We start from the raw sequence: 2,635 nt of genomic DNA on the forward strand, positions 1-2,635 counted from the left end.
AGGTGTTCGATCAGGGTCATTGGGTTACCTCTCAGAAAGTGAGGTGCGATTAGATCACAGTAATTCAGCAGATTCAATCTTTGTTAACAAAGTGCGATCCCGCCCTGGGCAAAACCCTCAGGCACCCACAATTGACGTTTATTATCGCTCGATGGATAAACACCAACCCATTGCCCAAATGTGGCAGAGTGTTTTCTCATATCCACCGCGACATCGAAGACTTCACCCAAAATGACTCTAATCAATTTAGCTTGCGTTTTTTCAGTTTGATAATGTAAGCCTCGAAGCACGCCTTGAGCCGAACGAGAATGATTATCCTGTACAAATTGCCTTTTAGCCACTTGCTCATCAAACACTTGCTGTTGCCAGGTTTCCATGAAAAACCCCCCGCTCGTCTCCAAAAACAGTAGGCTCTATGATTTTCACTTCTTCAATTTTGGTATCAATCACTTTCATTATTACAGCCTAAGTTTACATTGGGTCTTTATCGATAAGTTGCTCAATAACATGTGGTAATGCCTTTGCCCAATCGCCCATATCAATACCAAAACGTTCTTTTATTTTAGTACAATTCAATCTTGAATTAACAGGACGGTTCACATTTGAAGGATACGCTTTACTTGAGATAGACAAGAGTTTAGGGACTTTATTTATCATCTTTTGTTCATAAGCATAATTAAAAATAATCTGAGCAAACTGATACCAAGTGACATGAGGCCAGCCAGAGAAATGATAGACTCCCCAATCAACTGTTCCTGCTTGTTTAAATTGCTCAACAATGTGAACAATAGCATCAGCAAGATCGCCCGCATAAGTCGGCCCGCCCCATTGATCGTCCACAATACTCAGTTCATTATGCTTTTGCCCTAACTTGAGCATAGTGCTGACAAAGTTATTCGACTGTTCACTAAAAAGCCAAGCGGTACGAATAATAATATGCTCAGGGCAAATCTGAATGACTTCTCCCTCGCCTGCCAATTTACTCTTTCCATAAACATTTTGGGGTAAAGCTGCATCCATTTCAGAATAAGGTAATATTTTACTGCCATCAAAAACATAGTCAGTCGAAATATGAATAATCACAGCGCCAATATTCTTTGCCGCTTGCGCTAAAAATTTAACGCCGTCGTTATTCACTTTAAAAGCTTGTTCTACCTCATTATCTGCTTGCTCAACCGCGGTATATGCAGCGGCATTAATGATTATATCAGGTTGATCTTGTTGAACTCTGTTATTAACGGCTAATTGATCGCTGATATCAAGCTCCTGAATGTCAACGGCACATATCACGGCGAGACAGTTCAATTTTTCAACTAAATGGCGACCTAATTGTCCATTTTTACCGACAATTAATATTCGCACATGGATACCTTATTTTGTATCGGCTTATGACTCTTCACTGCTAAAAGCCTAGATTCCAATATTAATCTTGTTTCGTCTTTTAGATGAGTCATATTTGGATCTAACCTTTCTTGTTCACTATTGGTAGCGATGTAATCAAAGCCAGTATTAGTCTTCACTATTTCATCGAGGCAAACTAAGCTTTTTCCTATTTTGTCTTCGACTTGCTTAATAAATAAGGATGCTGAGTTTAACTTCTCATGGGTGCCCATATCAAACCAGCTAATGTCAGGACTTAATAGCTCCAATGTCAGCTCTTCACGTTCAAGATACATCTGATTGATACTGGTAATTTCAAGCTCGCCTCTTTTGGAGGGTTTCACCTGTTTAGCAAACTCAATCACACGATTGTCATAGCAATAAAGTCCAGTAATCGCCACATTCGATTTAGGCTGCTTCGGCTTCTCATCTATTGCGATAACACGATGACATTGATCGATTTCGGCCACACCGTAATGCTCGGGATCACTAACAGTGATAACCAAATACTTTGGCACCCAACAAGGGAATATCTTGGATTAAAAACTGCTTTTTAAATGGATTGTCAAACGGATCAGCATAAAAAAAATTATCTCCCAAAATTAAACAAACATTATCATCACCTATGAATGGCTCTCCAATAATAAAGGCTTGCGCGATCCCTTCGGGATTATGTTGTACTGCGTAATCTAACGATATACCAAAGCGAGAGCCATCCCCTAATAATTGCTGAAAAGTAATAGCATCTTGCTGAGTAGTAATAATCAGGATCTCTTTTATGCCCATTTGCATTAATAATGCTAACGGATAAAAAATCATTGGCTTATCATTAACTAATAATAATTGTTTTGACATAAACTGTGTTAATGGGTAAAGGCGCGTACCAGAGCCGCCCGCTAAAATAATCCCTTTCATTATAAATTGATAGCCCGACTCTCAAGCAGAACTTTTGTTTGAGACTCCTTTAACCCATAAGAGTCATCGCGTGTACCGTCACACCAAGGTTGATTATTGAGATACCACTTTATCGTTAATAAAAGCCCTGACTCAAAATCAGTCTGAGGCTGCCAGTCTAACGCACCTTTAATTTTATTAATATCAATAGCATAACGTAAATCATGACCTAGTCTATCATCAACATAAGTAGTTAACTTACCTCCGGCAAAGCCGGAGGCTTATTTGGGTGACGCCCTAAAAGGGCTTAAGTCCGTGCCCAAGGCACTATCTACATTCCGAGTTTTAATTGATCCCGATG

General features: G+C 39.5%; 3 protein-coding genes and 1 pseudogene. All 4 read right to left on the reverse strand.

Annotated elements, in window-relative coordinates; genetic code table 11:
- Window positions 1-101: 101 nt before the first annotated feature.
- A pseudogene (rfbC, locus tag L2764_RS26660) lies at window positions 102-456 on the reverse strand (dTDP-4-dehydrorhamnose 3,5-epimerase); the annotation flags it as partial.
- Window positions 457-471: 15 nt separating this feature from the next.
- On the reverse strand, window positions 472-1,362 hold the full coding sequence (rfbD, locus tag L2764_RS26665) for a dTDP-4-dehydrorhamnose reductase (RefSeq protein WP_248943362.1): 891 nt from the start codon (window positions 1,360-1,362) through the stop codon (window positions 472-474).
- Complete coding sequence (locus L2764_RS28085; RefSeq protein ID WP_312018393.1) at window positions 1,350-1,886, reverse strand: sugar phosphate nucleotidyltransferase; 537 nt, start codon at window positions 1,884-1,886, stop codon at window positions 1,350-1,352. Before L2764_RS28085 ends, rfbD begins: the two co-directional genes overlap by 13 nt.
- Entirely contained in the window at window positions 1,870-2,295 is a 426-nt protein-coding gene (locus tag L2764_RS28090; RefSeq protein ID WP_312018394.1) for a sugar phosphate nucleotidyltransferase, read from the reverse strand. The genes L2764_RS28085 and L2764_RS28090 overlap by 17 nt, the downstream gene beginning before the upstream one ends.
- Window positions 2,296-2,635: the final 340 nt, after the last annotated feature.

The organism is Shewanella surugensis, from assembly GCF_023284005.1.
Taxonomy (GTDB): Bacteria; Pseudomonadota; Gammaproteobacteria; order Enterobacterales; family Shewanellaceae; genus Shewanella; species Shewanella surugensis.